The 16,082-nt window shown below is 59.8% G+C and carries 15 protein-coding genes and 1 pseudogene; 10 read left to right on the forward strand and 6 right to left on the reverse strand.

Going from position 1 to position 16,082, the window contains the following annotated elements; translation table 11 throughout:
* Positions 1–213: 213 nt before the first annotated feature.
* The 4 genes from BLS87_RS22090 to bglX all read right to left on the reverse strand — a co-directional run bounded on the left by BLS87_RS22090 (position 214) and on the right by bglX (position 7,393).
* Positions 214–1,536, reverse strand: a complete 1,323-nt coding sequence (locus BLS87_RS22090; protein WP_074755628.1) for an MFS transporter — start codon at positions 1,534–1,536, stop codon at positions 214–216.
* Between the two features lie 294 nt (positions 1,537–1,830).
* A complete protein-coding gene (locus BLS87_RS22095; RefSeq protein ID WP_074755630.1) occupies positions 1,831–3,177 on the reverse strand; it encodes a sigma-54-dependent transcriptional regulator in 1,347 nt (448 codons plus the stop codon).
* Positions 3,171–4,928, reverse strand: a complete 1,758-nt coding sequence (locus tag BLS87_RS22100) for a sensor histidine kinase (RefSeq protein ID WP_074755632.1) — start codon at positions 4,926–4,928, stop codon at positions 3,171–3,173. Before BLS87_RS22100 ends, BLS87_RS22095 begins: the two co-directional genes overlap by 7 nt.
* Positions 4,929–5,092: 164 nt before the next feature.
* Positions 5,093–7,393, reverse strand: a complete 2,301-nt coding sequence (gene bglX, locus BLS87_RS22105) for a beta-glucosidase BglX (RefSeq protein ID WP_074755634.1) — start codon at positions 7,391–7,393, stop codon at positions 5,093–5,095.
* A 282-nt stretch (positions 7,394–7,675) separates the two neighbouring features.
* Between bglX and BLS87_RS22110 the strand changes: the two genes are divergently transcribed.
* From BLS87_RS22110 to BLS87_RS22125, 4 genes are all read left to right on the forward strand, one after another.
* A complete protein-coding gene (locus tag BLS87_RS22110) occupies positions 7,676–8,299 on the forward strand; it encodes a LemA family protein (protein ID WP_074755636.1) in 624 nt (207 codons plus the stop codon).
* A gap of 41 nt (positions 8,300–8,340) precedes the next feature.
* Positions 8,341–9,054, forward strand: coding sequence for a TPM domain-containing protein (locus BLS87_RS22115; RefSeq protein ID WP_244165883.1), 714 nt, complete (start codon positions 8,341–8,343; stop codon positions 9,052–9,054).
* 27 nt (positions 9,055–9,081) lie between these two features.
* Positions 9,082–9,699, forward strand: coding sequence for a TPM domain-containing protein (locus BLS87_RS22120; protein ID WP_074755640.1), 618 nt, complete (start codon positions 9,082–9,084; stop codon positions 9,697–9,699).
* 108 nt (positions 9,700–9,807) lie between these two features.
* Positions 9,808–11,025 carry a class I SAM-dependent methyltransferase gene (locus BLS87_RS22125; protein WP_074755642.1) on the forward strand — a complete coding sequence of 406 codons (1,218 nt, stop codon included), beginning with the start codon at positions 9,808–9,810 and terminating at the stop codon, positions 11,023–11,025.
* Here BLS87_RS22125 and BLS87_RS22130 read toward each other — a convergent pair.
* Positions 11,022–11,921, reverse strand: coding sequence for a DMT family transporter (locus tag BLS87_RS22130; protein ID WP_074755644.1), 900 nt, complete (start codon positions 11,919–11,921; stop codon positions 11,022–11,024). The two genes, BLS87_RS22125 and BLS87_RS22130, sit on opposite strands and share 4 nt — an antisense overlap.
* 265 nt (positions 11,922–12,186) lie before the next feature.
* On the opposite strand from BLS87_RS22130, the gene BLS87_RS22135 reads away from it, so the two are divergent.
* The 3 genes from BLS87_RS22135 to BLS87_RS22145 all read left to right on the forward strand — a co-directional run bounded on the left by BLS87_RS22135 (position 12,187) and on the right by BLS87_RS22145 (position 13,219).
* Positions 12,187–12,417, forward strand: coding sequence for a hypothetical protein (locus BLS87_RS22135; RefSeq protein WP_074755646.1), 231 nt, complete (start codon positions 12,187–12,189; stop codon positions 12,415–12,417).
* A 127-nt stretch (positions 12,418–12,544) separates the two neighbouring features.
* Complete coding sequence (locus BLS87_RS22140; RefSeq protein ID WP_074755797.1) at positions 12,545–12,778, forward strand: DUF4160 domain-containing protein; 234 nt, start codon at positions 12,545–12,547, stop codon at positions 12,776–12,778.
* 3 nt (positions 12,779–12,781) lie between these two features.
* Complete coding sequence (locus BLS87_RS22145) at positions 12,782–13,219, forward strand: DUF2442 domain-containing protein (protein WP_074755648.1); 438 nt, start codon at positions 12,782–12,784, stop codon at positions 13,217–13,219.
* Between the two features lie 3 nt (positions 13,220–13,222).
* Here BLS87_RS22145 and BLS87_RS22150 read toward each other — a convergent pair whose 3' ends face one another.
* A complete protein-coding gene (locus tag BLS87_RS22150; protein ID WP_074755650.1) occupies positions 13,223–14,254 on the reverse strand; it encodes a DUF4917 family protein in 1,032 nt (343 codons plus the stop codon).
* 184 nt (positions 14,255–14,438) lie between these two features.
* Between BLS87_RS22150 and BLS87_RS22155 the strand changes: the two genes are divergently transcribed.
* The 3 genes and pseudogenes from BLS87_RS22155 to BLS87_RS22165 all read left to right on the forward strand — a co-directional run bounded on the left by BLS87_RS22155 (position 14,439) and on the right by BLS87_RS22165 (position 16,080).
* On the forward strand, positions 14,439–14,666 hold the full coding sequence (locus BLS87_RS22155) for a hypothetical protein (RefSeq protein WP_074755652.1): 228 nt from the start codon (positions 14,439–14,441) through the stop codon (positions 14,664–14,666).
* 94 nt (positions 14,667–14,760) lie between these two features.
* Positions 14,761–14,928, forward strand: a pseudogene (locus tag BLS87_RS34720) (SPOR domain-containing protein); the annotation flags it as partial.
* 252 nt (positions 14,929–15,180) lie between these two features.
* Positions 15,181–16,080, forward strand: coding sequence for a LysR family transcriptional regulator (locus tag BLS87_RS22165; protein WP_074755654.1), 900 nt, complete (start codon positions 15,181–15,183; stop codon positions 16,078–16,080).
* Positions 16,081–16,082: the final 2 nt, after the last annotated feature.

Consider the following 16,082-nt stretch of genomic DNA (forward strand, 5'->3'; position numbering starts at 1 on the left):
GGGTAACTCGGTATGGAGTTAACTTTACTCGGCTCTGGATTATTAAGAAGTCAATCGCATTAGTAGCAATCATCGCTGAAATTGATACTGCGAAAAGCGCGTGGTGATTCAGCCACTTAGCGGCCAGGGCCGCGAAAAAAAGGGGCAGCCACTTTGCGTGGGTGCCCCTGGGTTCGCGTGCGTGAGCGCGCTAATACGGCCCTTTCCGCGCGGTCAGTCGGTCTCGATCCGAGAATGCTTGCGGGTGTCCTTCATGAAGACGTAGACCAGCAACGAGCAGGCGATACAGGCGGTGACGTACCAGTAGTAGCCCGTTTCCATGCCGATGCTCTTGAACCACAACGCGATGTATTCGGCGGTGCCGCCGAAGATCGAGACGGTCAGTGCGTACGGCAGGCCGACGCCCAGTGCACGAATTTCGGTAGGGAAGAGCTCAGCCTTCACCACGGCGTTGATCGAGGTGTAACCGCTGACGATGATCAGCGCCGCCATGATCAGGAAGAACGCACCCCACCAGGTTTGAATCGTGTGCAGCGTGGTGAGGATAGGTACCGTGCATAGCGTGCCGAGCACACCGAAGGCAATCAGGATCGGGCGACGACCGATCTTGTCAGACAGCGCACCGATCACCGGTTGCAGCACCATGAACAGAAACAGTGTGGCGGCGGAAATGGTGGTGGAGTCGGTGATGCTCATGCCGACGGTGTTCACCAGGTATTTCTGCATGTAGGTGGTGTAGGTGTAGAACGCCAGGGTGCCGCCCATGGTCAGGCCGACCACGGTCATGAGTTCCTTGGGATGACGCATCAGGGTGCGCATCAGGCTCTCTTTTGGTTCTTCCTTCTTTTTGGTGAACGACTCGGTTTCTTCCATGCCGCGACGCAGGAACAGCGCGACGACAGCGCAGAGCGCGCCGATGGCAAACGGAATGCGCCAGCCCCAGGTGTTCAGTTGCTCGGTGGTGAGTGTTTGTTGCAGCACGATCAACACGCCCAGCGCGATGAGCTGGCCGGAGATCAGCGTCACGTACTGGAAGCTGGAGAAGAAGCCACGACGTTCCTTGGTCGCCATCTCGCTGAGGTAGGTCGCCGAGGTGCCGTATTCGCCGCCGACCGACAGGCCCTGCAGCAAGCGAGCGAACACCAGCAGGACAGGGGCGCCGACGCCGATGGTTTCATAACCGGGCGTGAGCGCGATGATCAGTGATCCGAAGCACATCAGCAGAACCGAGGCCATCAAGGCAGCTTTGCGGCCCTTGCGATCAGCGTAAAGGCCCATCAGCCAGCCGCCGATTGGGCGCATTAAAAACCCGACCGCGAAGATCGCGGCAGTGTTGAGCAGTTGTGCGGTGGTGTCGCCTTTGGGGAAGAAGACTTTGGCGAAGTAAAGGGAGAAGGCAGCGTAGACGTACCAGTCGTACCACTCGACCATGTTGCCGACCGAACCGCTAAAAATGGATTTCAGGCGACTTCGGGTGGTCTTGTCGGCGACGGGTGCGGCAGCCGATCCGTTGGAAACAGAGTTGGGAATAGCCATTGGATTTCCTGCAAGTCATTGTTTTTAGAAGGATCGCAGCGATGCGGTCTTGCAAGGGTGATAGCAGGAGACGTGCCAAGCCCGAAAGGCCCGGTCTAGAAGGGTTTGCTTGCAGTGGATGAGCGGAAAACCGCCGATGCGCGGGGGTTGGATGAGCGAAATTTTGCTCATGTCGCGCGTTGTTGCAGGTGCGCGCTTGCTCAGGATGGCATGGGGGCAGCCAGCCTATTCGTATCAGGTCGATCGCATTCGCCACCGTCGTAACCTCCGGCAGCTCCTACAGTGGACGGGGTCCTACAAAGGGTCGCCGTTGTCAGGAAGAAACACTTCCCGGATCAACCCGTGACGCTGCATCTTTTCATTCAGCGTTCGGCGCGGCAGTTGCAGCTCGTTCAGCACCGCCTTGATATCGCCTTTATGCCGGCTCAGCGCCGAGCGCAGGCAATGGGCCTCGAACGCTTCCTGTTGCGCCGCCAGCGACTGTCCGGCCGGCATGTCCACCGAGGCTGGATTCTCCAGCCCGAGCACCTGACGTTCGGCGGCGTTGGCCAGCTCCCGCACATTGCCCGGCCAGTCATGGCTGAGCAAATGACTCAGTTGCCCACCGCCGAGCACCGGCGTGCTGCGGCCCAGACGTTCCGCCGCCTGCCGTGAGAAATGACCGAACAGCAGCGGGATGTCTTCGCGCCGTTCGCGCAAGGGGGGCAGGCGCAGCTCGGCAATGTTGAGGCGGTACGCCAGGTCTTCACGAAAACGCCCGGACCTGGCTTCTGCCAGCAGATCCGGCTTGGTCGCGGCCACGATGCGCAGGTCAACCTCGATACTCTGGTTAGAGCCCAATCGTTCAAGGCGCCGATCCTGAATCACCCGCAGTAACTTCACCTGTTGCGCCAGTGGCATGCTTTCGATTTCGTCGAGGAACAGCGTACCGCCGTGGGCGAACTCCAGTTTGCCGATGCGCTTGCCCTGGGCGCCTGTGAACGCGCCGCTTTCATGGCCAAACAGCTCGGCTTCAAACAGTTGCTCGGGAATGGCGGCACAGTTGACGGCCACGAACGGTTTGCTGGCCCGAGGGCCGAAGTCGTGCAGGCAGCGCGCAACCATTTCCTTGCCGCTGCCGGTTTCGCCCCGAATCAACACATTGACTGGCAGTTGGGCGAGGTCTTGAACCTGACGGCGCAGGGTCTGAATGCTCGGCGACAGGCCCAGCAACGTGGCTTCGAGGCGGCTGCGATTGTCCGCCTGTTCATGCAAACGACGGTTCTCCAGCACCAATCGGCGTTTTTCCAGCGCACGGCGCAGACTGCCGAGCAGGGTTTGCGGGGTGAACGGTTTCTCCAGAAAGTCATAGGCGCCGTCGCGCATGGCATCCACCGCCATGGGTACATCGCCGTGCCCCGTCAGCAGAATCACGGGCAAGTCAGGATCCCGTGCCTGTATCTGGGCCAATAGCTCCAGCCCGCCCATACCCGGCATGCGCACATCGCTGAGGATCACGCCGGGAAAGTGCTCGGGCAGCTGCGCCAGGCAGTCTTCGGCACGACTGAACACTTGCACCTCGAAGTCAGACAGCGACAGCCATTGTTCGACCGCTTCACGAATAGGGGCCTCGTCATCGACCACGATCACCGAGTTCAGCATAGGGGTTCAGCCTCCGGGGCCTGGGTCAGACAGAAGAAAAACCGCGCGCCGTTCGCGAGGTTCTCGGCGCTCAGACGTCCTCCTAGCTCATGGACGATAGCGTAGGACACCGCCAGCCCGAGACCGAGCCCGTCGCCGACGGGTTTGGTGGTGAAGAATGGATCAAAGATATTCGCCAGATGCGCCTCGGCAATTCCGCTGCCGCTGTCAACCACGCTCAGGCGCCAGTGATCGCCCTCGGCGTCGATACGGATTTCCAGCCGCTTGAGCGGTTGTTCGCGCATGGCGTCCAGGGCATTGCGCAGCAGATTGATGAGCACTTGCTCAAGACGAATCGCATCGCCCCGCACCCAGGCAGGACGCGTCAGGTCCAGGACACAGCTCACGCGTTCCTCGCGAATTCTGGCGTCGAGCAGCAACATCGCCTGATCGACCACGCAGGCAAGGTCCACGCGCTCGCGCAGGCCGCTGGGGCTTTTGCGGGCAAAGGTCTTGAGATGCCCGGTAAGCGCCGCCATGCGGGTCAATTGCTGGTCGAGCAGAGTCAGCGCCTTATAAGCGTCATCGACCCGGCCATGGTCGAGCAGTAAGCGCAGGGTTGCCAGTTGCATGCGTTGTGCGGTCAGCGGCTGGTTGATTTCGTGAGCGAGGGCGGCGGACATCTGTCCCAGCGCAGCGAGCTTGGTCGATTGCACCAGACCGTCCTGAGCGGTTCGTAAATCCCGGGTGCGCGCTTCGACCAGTTGTTCCAGTTCCTCGCGACTGCGTTGACGCATGCGCGCCAGTCGCCAGCGCTGATAAAGAAACAGCCCGAGGAACACCAGTGTCAGCCAGGTGCCGGCCGCTGCCAATGCGGCGTTGCGAAGGTCTTCAGGGGCAGGCTGAGGTTTGCGAAGCAGGTGCAGCGTCCACCCTTCCGGTTGCAAGGGTAACGACTGCCAGAGGTAATCGGTCGTACCCTCGGGCGCGACAACCCGGCTCAGGTGGCTGCTGTCGTTGAAGGTGCGCAGCGGTTCTTGAGTCAGTGGCGTCAACGGCTGTTTATCGTACTGGCGGGTGCTGCCCAGTTCGGTGCGGTCCTGATCCGACAGCGGGTGCAGTGAGCGATAGCGCCAGCCGGGCTGATTGGCGATGAACACCACGCCCTTTGCATCGCTGACCAGCAACAAATCGTCGCCCTGCGCCCACGTGTGCTCAAGGTCCGGGAACTCCAGCTTCACGACCATCGCACCGATGAAAAGCCCGGCGTCGTCGCGCACCGCATTGGCCAGGAAGTAGCCGGGGATGCCGCTGGTGACCCCGACCGCGTAAAACCGCCCGACGCCGGTCGCTTTGGTCTGCGTGAAATAAGGACGAAACCCGTAGTTGTGGCCGACGTAGCTGCTGGGCAGTTTCCAGTTGCTGGCGCCGATCGCCAGTCCGTCACGATCAAGCAGTTCCAGCGTCGAGGATTGCGCGGCGCCGTTGATCTGCTCGAGTTTGAGATTGAGGGCTTGCGTGGTTTCAGCGCCGACCGGTCCGCGCAGGGCGGCGCGCAGCTCCGGGTCCAGCGCCAGGACGGCGGGGAGGGCACGGTAACGCTCGATCAGGGTTTGCAGGGTGTTGGCGTAGAGCGAAAGCTGGTCCTGGGCGCGAGCTGCCTCGTCTTCGAGCGAATGGCGTTGCGCCTGATGCATCGCCAGGGTCGCGACAATCACGGCGCCCGCCAGGATGAGCAGGACATATAACGGAAGGCGGGCGGCGCGGGGCATAAATAGGCCTGAGGATGCTGACCGTGTAGGAGCGCGCTTGCCCGCGATAGCAACCTGTCAGTCCCCTCGGCAGGCGAGGAAGGCATGCAATCTCGGGCAAGTGCGCTCCTACACGTTAATCTCTTCGTGGTGCGGTCTGGGCACCGCACCACCCACAGCAAGGCTTAAAGCAGATTGAACGTCGTTTCTTTCACGTCCTTGGAGTCCAGGCCGATCATCAGCTTGAATTCGCCTGCTTCTGCCGCGTACTTGAGCGACGGATTGAAGAACTTCAGGTCTTCCTCGGTCACGGTGAAGGTCACCGATTTTTCTTCGCCAGGCTTCAACATCACCTTCTGGAAGTTCTTCAGTTCTTTCACCGGACGACTGATGGACGCAGCCACATCACGCAGGTAAAGCTGAACCACGGTTTCACCCGCGACCTTGCCGATGTTCTTCACTTGAACGGTCGCGGTCAGTTTGTCTTTGCGGGTCATCTTGTTGACCGACAGCACGATGTCCGAAACGCTGAACTGGGTGTAGCTCAGGCCGTAACCAAACGGGAACAGCGGGCTGGTCGGCTCCTCGAAGTAGTTCGAGGTGTAGTTCGAGTCGTTCTCGCGATACGGACGACCGGTGTTCAGGTGATTGTAGTAGGCAGGCACCTGACCGACCGAGCGAGGGAACGTCATCGGCAGTTTGCCCGACGGGTTGTAGTCGCCGAACAGCACGTCCGCCAGCGCGTTGCCGCCTTCTGTGCCCAGGAACCAGGTTTCAAGCATGGCATCGGCCTGCTTGTTCTCTTCACCCAGCGCCAGCGGCCGGCCGTTCATCAGCACGATGACCAGCGGTTTGCCCGTGGCTTTGAGCGCCTTGATCAAATCGCGCTGACGGCCTGGAAGTACCAGATCCACGCGGCTCGCGGCTTCGTGCGACATGTTGCGTGATTCGCCAACCACGGCCACGACCACGTCCGACTGCTGGGCGACCTTGACCGCCTCGTCGATCATGTCCTGCTCGGGACGGCCGTCGATGTGAATCTGGTCGTCCATCTTGTCCAGGTAGGTGATCGCTTCCTGGTTGTCGGTCACGTTGGTGCCGGCGGCGTAGAGAATCTTCGCTTTGTCGCCGATGGCATTGGCCAGACCGTCGTAGGCGCTGACGGTCTGACGCGCCAGACCGGCGGCAGACCAGCTGCCCAGCATGTCCAGCGAGCTCTTGGCCAGCGGGCCGACAATGGCAATGGTGCCTTCTTTCTTCAGTGGCAGGGTGTTGTGGTCGTTTTTCAACAGGACCATGCTGCGGCGCGCGACATCGCGGGCCTCGGCGCGGTGCAGCCGGTTTTCGGCATCGCGATCGACCGGGTCGTCGACAGCCGCACCGATGCGCAGGTAAGGGTTGGCGAACAGGCCCATTTCCCACTTCGCGCCGAGCACTTCACGCACGGCATTGTCGACTTCCTTGATCGACACTTCACCGTTCTTGACCAGCGCAGGGAGCTCTTCTCCGTACGCTTTGTCGTTCATGCTGAGGTCGACACCGGCCTTGATTGCCAGCTTCGCGGCTTCGCGGAAGTCCTTGGCGACGCCGTGGTCGATCAGCTCCTTGATGGCGCCGTGGTCGCTGACGGTGACGCCCTTGAAGCCCCAGTCCTTGCGCAGCACGTCTTGCAGCAACCAGGCGTTGGCCGTCGAAGGCACGCCGTTGATGGAGTTCAGTGCGACCATCACACCCCCTGCGCCCGCATCGATGGCGGCGCGGTACGGCGGGAGGTAGTCCTGTTGCATGCGCACCGGGCTCATGTCGACGGTGTTGTAATCGCGACCGCCTTCCACTGCACCGTAAAGGGCGAAGTGTTTGACGGCGGCCATGATGCTGTTCGGTGCTTGCGTGCTGGTGCCCTGGAAAGCGCGGGTCATCGTCGCGGAAAGGCGCGAAACGAGATACGTGTCCTCGCCGAAGCCTTCGGAGCTGCGACCCCAGCGGGCATCACGGGTGATGTCGACCATCGGCGCGAAGGTCATGTCTACGCCATCGGCAGCGGCTTCGATCGCGGAAACGCGACCGGCGCGGGTGACGGCGTCCATGTCCCAGGTCGACGCCAGGCCCAGGCTGATCGGGAATATGGTGCGCTGGCCGTGGATCACGTCGTAGGCGAAGAACATCGGGATCTTCATACGGCTGTGGGCGACGGCAGCGTCTTGCATGGCGCGGTTATCGGGCAGCAGGACGGAGTTGAAGGTGCCGCCGATTCTGCCTGCGGCGATTTCCTTGACGATTTCCGACTTCGGCATTTCCGGCCCGATGCTGATGAGGCGCAACTGACCGATCTTCTCGTCGAGGGTCATTTGCTTCATCAGGTTGGAGATGAATGCATTCTTGGCTTGTAACGTGGACAGGTTACTGGCGGGGCTGGTTGCGGTTTCGGCCCAGGCGGACTGACTGGCCAAACCGATGACTAGACTCAGTAAACACAGCTTATTCATGAATGATTTTCTCAAGGCGTTGACCGGCAACTCGCGCGAAATACCGGGTGGCCTTTGTTTTTGGTGTGAAACCTTTGGTTTTTATTGTCATCAGGACGGGGAGTCGCTGAACTCCCGAGGCATATGAGCATCAGTAGCGCAGCGAGTTTTATCTGATTGCTGCTTGGCAATCCAGTGCCCTGACAACGTGATGGGGCAAGATTATGCCGGGGATCGTCCGATTTGGCTAAAGTCATGGTCAGACGGGAAGACTAATGCAGGACATGAAGGGGCACACAGGCCATGCAAATAGAGCGTTACGGGCACATTCGGGGCAGTCGTTACAATTTGTCACTGGCGCTGCTGATGCTGTTAAGCACGTTGCTGGCCGGTTGCGGCATCAACAATATTCCGACCTATGACGAGCAGGTCAAAGCCGCCTGGGCCCAGGTGCAGAACCAGTATCAGCGCCGCGCCGACCTGATCCCCAATCTGGTCGAAACCGTGAAGGGCTATGCCAAGCAGGAGCAGGAGACGCTCACGGCGGTGATCGAGGCCCGGGCCAAGGCCACGTCTATCCAGATCGATGCCAATACGCTCAACGATCCGGCCAAACTCAAGCAGTTTCAGGACGCGCAAGGTCAGTTGACCGGTGCTTTGAGTCGTCTGATGGTGGTGTCCGAGCGCTATCCGGACCTGAAGTCCAACCAGAACTTCCTGTCGCTGCAATCGCAGCTTGAGGGGACAGAAAACCGGATTGCCGTGGCACGTCGCGATTTCATCGCTGCGGTTGAGAAGTACAACACCGAAATCCGTACCTTTCCTGGTCGTCTCTGGCATTCGGTGATGTACAGCGATCTGCCGATCCGGCCTAACTTCGAAGCCACCGCTGCAGACGCTGACAAAGCGCCGCAAGTGAAATTCTGATGGCGCGCGCGGGGCGGGGCATTCTGTTCGCCTTTCTGGCGATGTCGGTTGGCCTGTGTGCCCAATGGGCCCAGGCCGAACTGAAGTTTCCAGCGCTGAGCGGTCAGGTCGTCGACACGGCCGCAATGATCGACAACGAGAGCAAGGAGCGGCTGTCCCAGATGCTGCGGGCTCATGAAGAGCTCACCACTGAACAGGTCGTGGTGGTCACGCTGCCCAATCTGCAAGGCTCGACCATTGAGGATTTTGGCTACCAACTCGGTCGTTTTTGGGGCATCGGCCAGAAGGGCAAAGACAACGGCGCGTTACTGATCGTCGCCAAGGACGAGCGCAAGGTGCGTATCGAAGTCGGCTACGGCCTGGAAGACCGGCTGACGGACGCACAGTCCTCGGTGATCATCAATCAGGTCATCACGCCGGCGTTCAAGCAAGGTGATTTCGTCGGCGGCATCAGTAAAGGCACCGAAGCCATCGTGCAGGTGCTGGGCGGCGATCCGCTGGCTGAGCCCGCGGTCGGTGCGTCCGGGGGCGACGATGTCACTGACTGGAAAATGAGCCTGCTGTTTCTCATCCTCTTCGTGGCCTTCGTCTTTATCAACATGCGCTGGGGCCGTGCTTTGGGTGGCCTGGGCGGTGGCTATATCGGCTCGGGAGGCGGCGGTGGTGGCTTCGGTTCCGGCGGCTCCGGCGGTGGCGGGGGCATGCGCGGCGGTGGTGGCAGTTTTGGCGGCGGCGGTGCCTCCGGTGGCTGGTAGTCGATAGCTCAATAAGGATTGCAGTGCATGGGGTTACTCACTGAAGACGAACAGAAGCAGGTTGCTCAAGCCATCGAAGCGGTCGAGCGTCAGACGGACGCCGAACTGGTGACCGTGCTGGCCGCAAGTGCCGACGATTATGCTTACGTGCCTTTGATCTGGGCCGGACTGGTTGCGCTGCTCGTGCCCGGGTTGATCAATTTTTATCCCGGTTGGCTGAATGCCAACGAGCTGTTGTTGACTCAGATTGCGACGTTCATCGTCGTCGCGCTGGTGTGCCGGCTGCCCGCAATGACCTCTCGCTTGGTGCCCGGATCGGTTCGGCACTGGCGAGCGGGAAGTCTGGCGCGGCGTCAGTTCCTGGAGCAAAACCTGCACGCGACGGCTAATGGCACGGGAGTGTTGATTTTCGTCAGCGAAGCCGAGCGTTACGTCGAAATCATCGTTGACGACGGCATCGCCCGTCATGTGGATGACATGGTCTGGCGTTCAATGGTCGATGTGTTCACCCGGCAGGTGAGCGAAGGGAAGATCCTGGAAGGCTTTCTGGGCTGTATTCGTTCGTGCGGCGAGGTGCTGAGCGATCAGGTGCCGGTGACCCAGCCGCGCAACGAGCTGCCGAACCGTCTGGTGGTGCTGGAGTAGTGGAATCCGATCTACGGCCTTGTGGTGGTCAATAATTAAATCCACCACGGCCCGTCAACCCGCCTAAAATACGGCCCTCGCATTTTTCGCATCCACAGGGTTCACCCGATGTCCGTTACTGCAGCCAACGCCGCTCCCGCGCAGGATCACCGCGCCCAGTTCCTGAGTCTGCTCGACACCTGTCTGACGCAGAACTCACTGATCAAGCTGGTGCTGGCCAAGCACGTCGGGACCGAGGCCGAGCTGCAACGGATCATCATCAAACCCACGACGATCAAGGATCAGCCTTGTTTGTCGTTTGTGTATCGCTACAAGACCCGCGACATCACCAAGAACCATCCGCTGGTGGAGGCGCAAACGCTGATCGCCAGCCTGCTGCCCGCATCGTTCAAAAACGCGCATCTGCTGTCGCTCACTGACGAGGTGCAGCTGGAGTTCAGCAAGAAAGGCAAGAGCACCCTGTTCCGCAACACCTCACAGCAACAGCGTGAGGCGCCTTCGGCGGAACATGATCGCGAGAAGAAGCGCTATCTGGAGCTGAGCCGTCCGTTCCTCACGGATCTGGGTGTGACCAACAAGCAGCATGAACTGATTCCGGCGATGTCGCGCAAATGGAAGCAGATCAACAAGTTCATCGAGGTGTTCTCCCACGCGCTGTCGACCTCGCCGATCACGCTCGACAAGCCGGTGACGGTGGCCGATTTCGGCTCAGGCAAGGGCTATCTGACGTTTGCCATCCACGATTACCTGCGTAATACCTTGCAGGCCGAAGGCAACGTCACGGGCGTCGAGTTGCGTGAAGACATGGTCACCTTGTGCAACAACGCCGCCGCACGTCTGGAGCACCCCGGGCTGGTGTTCAAGTGTGGCGACGTGCGTTCGGTGGCGCCGAGCGAGCTGGACGTGATGATTGCCTTGCACGCCTGCGACATCGCCACCGATTACGCGATTCACACTGGTATTCGTTCGGGCGCCTCGATCATCATGTGCTCGCCATGCTGTCACAAACAGATTCGCCTGCAGATCCAGAGCCCGACGCTGCTCAAGCCGATGTTGCAATACGGTCTGCACATGGGGCAGCAGGCCGAGATGGTCACCGATGCGCTGCGTGCGTTGTTGCTGGAAGTGTGTGGCTACGAGACCAAAGTCTTTGAGTTCATTTCGCTGGAGCACACCAACAAGAACAAGATGATCCTGGCCGTCAAACGCGCAACGCCGGCCGATCCTGCAGAACTGCTGGCGAAAATTCAGGAATTGAAGACGTTCTATGGCATTCAGGAACACTGCCTGGAGACCTTGCTCCAGGCAGATCATCTGATCGGCTAAAGCCGCGTAGCCACGACCGGTTTGGGCGCGATGACCGCCGTCTTGCGACCGATGGCCAGCGTCACGACCACGCCGGCGGCAAAAATCCAGGTGACCGGGTCAATGTGTTCGCCGAAGAACAGCGCCGAAAACGCCATGGTGAAGAACAGCTGAACCAGCTGGATTTGACTGACGCGGGCAATCCCGCCCATGGCAAGGCCTGCGTACCAGGCGAAAAAGCCGATGAATTGCGAGAACAACGACACGTAACCAAACGCCCACCACGCGCCTGTCGAGATCGGCCCTTCGTGCTGCGAGGCGAGGTAACCGACCGGGATGATCAACACCGGAATGGAAATCACCAGCGCCCAGCAGATCACCTGCCAGCCGCCCATCTGTTTGGCCAGCCGGCCGCCTTCGGCGTAACCCAGCCCACCAATGGCCACGGCTCCCACCATCAGCAGGTCACCGGCCTGTAAGTTGCCCGCACCGCTGATCAGCGCATAGCCCAATACCAGCACACTGCCCATCGCCGCGCAGAGCCAGAACGCTTTTGAAGGACGTTCATGGGACAGCCATGCCGCGTAGATCGCCACCAGCAAAGGCTGCAGGCCGTTGACCAGCGCACCGTGGGAGGCTGGCAGGGTTTTCATGGCCCAGGCCGACAGCACCGGAAAGCCGATGATCACGCCCAGCGCGACGACCATCAGCGCTTTGAACTGGGCGCGGGTCGGCCATTTCTCCCGACGCCAGAGCAACAAAGCTGCCGCTGGAATCGCCGCGAACAACGCACGGCCGAGGCCATTGAGCAAAGGATGGATTTCCTGAACCACGATGCGGGTCATGGGCAGCGTCAGACTGAAGATCACCACGCCGACCAGTCCGAGGACCATGCCGGTGTTTTCGCGAGAGGACATGTTGAGTCGTGCCTTTTGTTTTAAGAATAAAAGCCAAGCGTGGAACGAAGGCTTCCATTCAGCCACAGATGACCCGCAAAGCCCCTTAACAGATACCGACAGAATTGGCCGTACACTTCGCGTTTCAGGGGGGAAACGCCGTTTGTGAGGATTTTCCTGCTGGCCGCTGCACACCTTTGAATATTGGTGCAGAAATTGAATGCCATCTTCCTGCAACCATTTGAAGGTCAAATGGGTGGCGTCGAATTCAGCCAGGAGAACAATCGTGTCGGTCATCGGAAAGTGGGCGTTGCAAGGTGTCGTGGTGTTCCTGTTCGCATGGATAGCGACCGTGGCGGGTCAGTGGTCAGCGAGCGTCGTGAAATCGACGAGCAGCGACCGCCTCGCCTCTCTCAGCAGCGTCCGACTGTTGACAGAATCGGTCGCTGCCAGTGTCAATAAGAAGGCGCACGGCAACACGGTCGTGGTGGGGGCGTTGTCGGAAAGTAACGAGTAAGCCGGCAGTGGTGGGAAGTTTGGGAGCGGGTGTGGATTGAGCGGAAAGAAACCGGGCTTTGGTGGTCCGGTTTTTTTGTGGCCACGGTATTTGCGGTAGAGAAAAATTTTCTCTAGTATTCGTCGCCATGGCTACCGTACAAAGCGACCGAAATTGGAAGATCAAGATTTATCCGGACGACCATGCTCCGCCGCATTTCCATGTGCAAACACCGGATGGGGAGTCGCTGGTGCAGATCGACGGCTTTAGAGTCCTGGGCAAAGGGGCCGAGCCTAAAGCACTGAAAGCCGCTTTGATGTGGGCCCGATCTCATTCCGCCGAACTCTGGCGGATATGGTACGAGCAAAACCGGAGGACCTGACCTATGGCGAGCAAATTACGTATCGCTGGCGTACAGCCTGTTGCAGGTAAGCACGCACTGACTGTTGATTGGAACAACGGCAAACGGCACATCGTCGATCTGTCTGACGTTCTCGATCAGTTTCCTATCCTCTCGCCCTTGAAAGACCCCGAGCGGTTCAGCAGGGTGACCGTCGGCGAGTGGGGGTTTGACGTCACTTGGGGCGATGATCTTGAATTGGCGGCATCTACGCTCCATCGGCTGGCGCTGGAGCAATCTGGCGAAGTGATGCCAACCTGGGAGTTCAAGCAGTGGATGGCAAAAAACAACTTGTCGCTGTCGGCTGCGGCGGTCGAGCTTGGTTTTACGCGCCGAACCATTACTGCTTACAGCAGTGGCGCTGCGCTCATACCCAAGCATGTGGCGCTGGCGTGCAGAGGTTGGGAATACGAACATCGCTGACGCTCAGCCCTTCCTGATCTCCAACCCTTCCTTCAACCGCGCCACCGGCACCGAAAACTCGGGATTGCCCAGCGGATGCGTTTTGGCGTCGAAGAACTTCAACTCGATGTTCTGTCCTTCGAACAACGCACTGTAGTGCCGCTTTTGATGCTGGATGAACGCTTCGCTGCGCGCAAGGATCGAGATGGCGAGCGTGGTCGGTCTGGCCTGCAGCACGGCGTCCAGGATGTGTCGGTCCTGTTTGCCCAGCGAATGCCCGAAGATGCACAGCGAGCCCTGGTGTTGCGCCAGTTGGGCGTGGCAGAACGAGAGGTAGTCCGAGCCTCGGATGATTTTCATCTTGTCGTTGCTGCGACCCTCACAGACGAACAGCGGGACGTCTTCCAGCGCATTGACGGCAAAGCTACCCAGCAGCGTGCTTTCAGAGGACATCAGCTTGCGCGCGGTGCCGTCGAAGTTTTTCACCAGGTGCATGCCGCCATGCAGATAGAGGATGCGCGTGGCGTGGCTGGTGGTCCGGTGCAGGTTGAAGACCGCGTCGTCATCGAACAGATCGTCGAACGGCTGTGCGCCATGCATCACCGCCCAATAGGCCAGCAGGTCATAGTTGGTGGAGTAGACCGTCGCGTACTGGCTCAGCGCCTGGCTGATGTGTGCGATGGTCGACGGCGCCATCAAACGCCATGGAATGTGCGCCGAACGAATCCCGTGAATGAGTGCTTCCTTGATCGCGAAGTAACGGTTGCGTGGCGACGACGAACTGATCGTCAGCGCCGCGTTCACCCGCATCGCCACCTTCAGGCCGCTGAGGACGGGCTCGAAGTTTTCGGTTTCCATGGATTTGAACAGCGCAAGCTCGGTCGCGCTCAGCGGCTTATTGCGGGTGGTCTGCGCCAGCTCGAACAGCGAGTCGTAGGCGAAGTTCTTCCACACCGCGAGGCTGGCACCGTTGCCCAACAGCAAACCTGAACACGGGTGAGCGGTTTGCAGTTGATGCCAGTCGGCAAGTTCAGCGTCAAAATCCGTGAATTCCATCTTCTCGCTTCGCGTTCAGGTGAGCAGGCTGGCCGAGCGGCCAAACGGAGTGGACTTATAGGAAGCCAGGTCGACCTTGTCAACGCCGGAGCCGTCGTCGGACCGTCCGGAAGATATTTCGAACCCCTGTGTCGAGCCTGTTTCTAACGCTTGAACCCCAAATCCGGTTCGCTGAGAGGTCATCATGAAAACCGATCCAGTGAATACCGCCGCCGCGCAAAGCCCCGGCCCTCATCCAAGCCCCATGGAAACGCCGCGTCGCGACAGGTCGTCGCCGTCCGCCGACGAATTCGAACGGGTTGAAGCCACCGATAAGCAAAGGCGCGAAACGCCGCCCCCGCAAACCTGGAAGCACCCGGACGATGGGAAAAACCTGTCGGAAAAAGACGAAGAACGACCGCTTAAGCCCTGACGCCATCTGTCTAACGGCCCCTCATACGAGGGCGACCGGGTGTAAGGTCTTTCGGGACAATCCATAACACTCTCTGAATGAGAGGGAGGTCACCATGCACACAGCGATGCTCAGCAAAACCCATTTCAACGGCTACGACGTGATCAACGTCAACAACGGCCCATGGCGGGTCTGCACTCACCACGACCGACTCGGGTCGTTTGGTTCGCGCGAGGAGGCGATGGCGTTTGCTGCGTCGTTACCGGCTTATCAGGAGCGGACCGCAATGAAAGCACAGCCCGCGGCAGTCGCTAAAGCCAAGCCGGCCGAGGCCCATAAAGAAGCACCAAAGGCTAAATCCAAAGCGAAAAAGTAAATGCGTGAACAAAAACGAAGCCTCGGTTCTTGCCGGGGCTTTGTACTTTTCCGCTCTCGAAAGATTACGTGCGCTTGTCACCGCATGGGTTGAGGAATAATCTCAAAAACCAATAACCTGGAGGTCAGGTTGGTTTCATTCGAGATAGCAGGTGATGCAGTGGACGTTATCGATCTGAAGGTTGTGGAAGCCGTCGCACGGCACGGCAGCATGAACAAGGCCGCAGTCGAACTGAACACCGTGCAGTCGAACGTTTCCTCAAGAATCCGCTCGCTGGAAGATGAACTCGGGGTTTCGCTGTTTCAACGCAGCGCCAAGGGCGTGCAGATCACCCCGGCAGGCCGACGCGTGCTGCCCTATGCCGCCAGGCTGTCCAAGCTTCTTTCCGACGCATCGGCCGCTGCGCGCGATGACGGCACGCCGGCCGGTGTGCTGGAAATCGGCACGCTGGAAACCACCCTCGCGCTTCGCTTGCCGCTGTTGATCGCCCGCTTCGCCAAAGCGTGGCCAGACGTTCGGCCAATGGTGCGGACCGGCACCACCAGCAGCCTGATTCAGGATGTCGTCGACTGTAAGCTCGAGGGGGCATTCGTGGCAGGGCCGGTCAGTCATCCAGAGTTGCAGACCGAAACCGTCTTTCACGAGGAGCTGGTGCTCGTCACCTCCCGTGCCGTGCGCTCGCTGGACGCTGTGCGCGCGATCGCCCATCTGAAAACCGTGGTGTTTCGTGTCGGCTGTTCCTATCGGCAGCGCCTGGACGCGTTATTGGCGAGTATGGGCCTGCTGGTGCCGGAGCCACTTGAGTTCGGCTCCATCGACGCCATCATCGCCTGTGTGTCGGCGGGCGTTGGCATCACGCTCCTTCCTCGAGGCGTTGTGGCTGACGCCTGGCAGGAAGGCCGGGTCGCCGTGCATGAACTGCCGACGGCTTTTTCCCAGGTTGAAACGGTGTTCGTCCGACGCATCGACAGCCATTTCTCCAGCGCGCTGGCGACCTTTCTTGACAGCGTGCATCAGGAAAATGGCGGTCGCCCGCAGATCGTCAGGCAGCTTGCGTGACA

The sequence above is a fragment of the Pseudomonas abietaniphila genome (assembly GCF_900100795.1).
GTDB lineage: Bacteria > Pseudomonadota > Gammaproteobacteria > Pseudomonadales > Pseudomonadaceae > Aquipseudomonas > Aquipseudomonas abietaniphila.

Bases quoted from the DNA above. Each gene is read 5' to 3' on its own strand.
- BLS87_RS22140 (WP_074755797.1), top strand. From the start codon at position 12,545: ATGGCTACCGTACAAAGCGACCGAAATTGGAAGATCAAGATTTATCCG.
- BLS87_RS22095 (WP_074755630.1), bottom strand. From the start codon at position 3,177: ATGCTGAACTCGGTGATCGTGGTCGATGACGAGGCCCCTATTCGTGAA.
- BLS87_RS22145 (WP_074755648.1), top strand. From the start codon at position 12,782: ATGGCGAGCAAATTACGTATCGCTGGCGTACAGCCTGTTGCAGGTAAG.
- BLS87_RS22130 (WP_074755644.1), bottom strand. From the start codon at position 11,921: ATGTCCTCTCGCGAAAACACCGGCATGGTCCTCGGACTGGTCGGCGTG.
- BLS87_RS22150 (WP_074755650.1), bottom strand. From the start codon at position 14,254: ATGGAATTCACGGATTTTGACGCTGAACTTGCCGACTGGCATCAACTG.
- BLS87_RS22125 (WP_074755642.1), top strand. From the start codon at position 9,808: ATGTCCGTTACTGCAGCCAACGCCGCTCCCGCGCAGGATCACCGCGCC.
- BLS87_RS22115 (WP_244165883.1), top strand. From the start codon at position 8,341: ATGTCGGTTGGCCTGTGTGCCCAATGGGCCCAGGCCGAACTGAAGTTT.
- BLS87_RS22110 (WP_074755636.1), top strand. From the start codon at position 7,676: ATGCAAATAGAGCGTTACGGGCACATTCGGGGCAGTCGTTACAATTTG.
- BLS87_RS22120 (WP_074755640.1), top strand. From the start codon at position 9,082: ATGGGGTTACTCACTGAAGACGAACAGAAGCAGGTTGCTCAAGCCATC.
- bglX (WP_074755634.1), bottom strand. From the start codon at position 7,393: ATGAATAAGCTGTGTTTACTGAGTCTAGTCATCGGTTTGGCCAGTCAG.
- BLS87_RS22155 (WP_074755652.1), top strand. From the start codon at position 14,439: ATGAAAACCGATCCAGTGAATACCGCCGCCGCGCAAAGCCCCGGCCCT.
- BLS87_RS22090 (WP_074755628.1), bottom strand. From the start codon at position 1,536: ATGGCTATTCCCAACTCTGTTTCCAACGGATCGGCTGCCGCACCCGTC.
- BLS87_RS22100 (WP_074755632.1), bottom strand. From the start codon at position 4,928: ATGCCCCGCGCCGCCCGCCTTCCGTTATATGTCCTGCTCATCCTGGCG.